General features: G+C 73.7%; 1 protein-coding gene. It reads right to left on the reverse strand.

Translation table 11 applies throughout. The features are described 5' to 3' along the window. Window positions 1–2,230 (reverse strand): SDR family oxidoreductase (locus tag QR77_RS48015; RefSeq protein WP_236710474.1); only part of this gene is annotated, 2,230 nt, incomplete at its 3' end. Window positions 2,231–2,325: the final 95 nt, after the last annotated feature.

The raw sequence follows: 2,325 nt of genomic DNA on the forward strand, positions 1-2,325 counted from the left end.
GCTCGCCGTGGCGCATCTGCAGCAGCACCTTGGTGACGGCCGCGATGCCGGCCGCCGACTCCGCGTGTCCGATGCCGGATTTGACCGAGCCGATCGGCAGCCGCTGCGGCATGTCGTCCTGGAAGGCCCGGAGCATGCCGTTGATCTCCACGGGGTCTCCGAGCGCGGTGCCGGTACCGTGCGCCTCCAGGTAGTCCAGGTCCGCCGGGCGCATCCCCGCCCGGTCGAGCGCGGCGCGCACCAGGTCGCCCTGCGCCTTGGGGTTGGGGACGTTGAAACCCCGGCCCGTTCCGCCGTGGTTGACGGCGGACGCCTTGACCACCGCGAGGATGCGGTCGCCGTCGGCCACCGCGGCGTCGAGGCGCTTGAGGAGCACAGCGCCGGAGCCCTCGGCAGGGACGTATCCCGTGCCGCCGGTGCCGAAGCTGCGGCAGCGGCCGTCCTCGGCGAGGAAGCCGCGCCAGGCCAGTTGCAGATACTTCGCCGGGTGGCTGGAGATGTTGACGCCGCCGGCGACCGCGACCTCGCAGTCGCCGGAGCGGATGGCCTGGCAGGCCTGGTGGATGGTGACCAGGGCGGAGGAGCACATGGTGTCCACGGCCACGCTGGGACCGGAGAAGTCGAAGAAGTACGACACCCGGTTGGCGACGGAGGCGAACGACGAGTGCGGGGGCAGTCCTTCGCCGCGCAGAGCGTCCTGGACGCCGTACAACTGGTACTGGCCGTACATCATGCCCACGAACACACCGGTGCGGGAGGATCGCAGCCGGTCGCGGGTGTAGCCGGCGTCCTCCATGAGGTGCCACACCGTCTCCAGGAACACCCGCTCCTGGGGATCGGTGAGTTCGGCCTCGATCTGCGACATGCGGAAGAACAGCGGATCGAAGCGGTCGGCTCCCCGTACGAACCCGCCCCACTTGCCGTACGTCTTGCCCGCGGCCGACTTGTCCGGGTCGTAGAACCTGTCGTGGTTCCAGCGGTCGGCCGGAATCTCCTCGATGCTGTCGCGTCCCGCGCGCAGATTGCGCCAGAACTCGTCGACGTCGTCGGCCTGCGGGTAGCGCCCCGCGACACCGATGATCGCGATGTCGTCACTCGGGGCGCCGGCGGCCGGGACGGATTCCGGGGTCGCCGCCGTGACGGTCACGGCGGCGGGGCCGACGGCCGGGGACTGCGCGGGCTCGTCGGTCTCGGCGGCGGGCGCGGTGAACGCGCCGGGGTGCGCGGTGGCCAGATGGTCCGCCAGTTCGCCGACCGTCACGTATTCGAAGAGCAGGGTCTTCGAGAGCGGTCCGCAGTGCTCCTCCAGGCGCCGGGTCACGCTCAGCGTGATCAGGGAATCCACGCCGTAGTGGTCGAGGGGCTCCGTGACGGCGATCTCCGCCTCCGGGAGCTTCAGTTCCTCCGCCATGATCCGGAGCACCAGCCGCTCGGCGCGGGCGTACGTGTCCCGCCCGGCCGGCCGCGACGCGGCGGCGGCAGCCGGGGCGGGGGCCGGGGCCTGTACGCCGTTGAGCTCGGCGAGGACCCGGGCCGGGTCACCGGGCGCCAGGAGCAGGCGCGGCGCCGTACCCGCCAGGGCGCGGTCGAGCGCGTCGAGGGCCGGTCCGGTACGCAGCGGGCGCATGCCCAGCTCCCGGACCATGTACTGCGTGCCGGCCGCGTCGGCCCGCATGCCGCCGTCGGCCCAGACCGGCCAGGCGGCGGACAGGGTGCGGCCGCTGCGTGCCCCCTGGAGGCGCTGCCGCTCCCGCTGCTCGGCGAAGTGGTCGAGGAAGGCGTTGGCGTAGGCGTAGTCGGTCTGGCCGACGTTCCCGAACGCCGCCGCCGCGGAGGAGAACGCCACGAAGTAGTCGAGGGGTTCGTGCCGCGTCGCCTCGTCGAGCAGCACCGTGCCGTTCACCTTGGCGGCGAGGACGGCCTCCGTGTCCGCCCGGTCCCTGCCGAGCAGCAGGCCGTCCCTGAGGACCCCGGCGGCGTGCAGCACGCCGCTCACCGAGCCGTGCAGCCCGCGGGCCTCGTCGATCAGGGTCCGCACCCCGGCGGGGTCAGCCGCGTCGGCCCGCACCACGTGCGCGCCGGCGGCCGCGATCCTCGCCAGGGCCTCGGGTCCCGGAGCGGTCCGGGAGGCGAGCACGATCCCGCCGGCGGTGAGCCCGGCGGCGCGGCGGGCGGCGGCGATGTGTTCGGCCATGAGCAGCCCGAGTGCGCCGGTCCCGCCAGTGATCACATGCGCCCCCGGCCCTGTGAACACCGGGGCCCCGGTGGCCGGCAGACCGGCCTGACGCCAGGTGCGGCGGTGTCGGCCCGCCGCGTCGGTGCGTG

Origin of the sequence: Streptomyces sp. 150FB, assembly GCF_000818195.1 — a bacterium.
Lineage (GTDB): Bacteria > Actinomycetota > Actinomycetes > Streptomycetales > Streptomycetaceae > Streptomyces.